The sequence below is a fragment of the Pseudoalteromonas sp. S3178 genome (genome assembly GCF_005886985.1).
Lineage (GTDB): Bacteria > Pseudomonadota > Gammaproteobacteria > Enterobacterales > Alteromonadaceae > Pseudoalteromonas > Pseudoalteromonas carrageenovora.
In genome coordinates, this window is the sequence record NZ_PNCW01000609.1 from 1 (window position 1) to 292 (window position 292).

The 292-nt window shown below is 40.1% G+C and carries 1 protein-coding gene; it reads left to right on the plus strand.

Features of this window, described 5'->3' with window-relative positions; genetic code table 11:
- A partial coding sequence (locus CWC11_RS23210) for a hypothetical protein (RefSeq protein WP_212748120.1) occupies positions 1-292 on the plus strand: 292 nt, incomplete at both ends.

Here is a 292-nt window from a genome sequence, read left to right on the forward strand (position 1 = left end):
GGCTTTTTGAAAGCGATTTCAGGTTGGGGATGGCAGGAATATTTGATTGGTTCGCAAACACTTACAGCAATGCCCGAAAGTGTGTGCACAAGGCTTCAGTATTACCAATCACTATTTAGTGCAGGCAAGCCAGGAGTGTGTTACTCGGTTATATTGCACACTTACCTAACTAGAGCGATATTTGACCATGGCTTTTTAGGATTGTTATTTATCTTTTTGGCAGTGAATCAGCTACTCAAATTGAGCGATGTTTCACCACGAGCAAGACTTGTCTGTATTAGTATTTTATTTT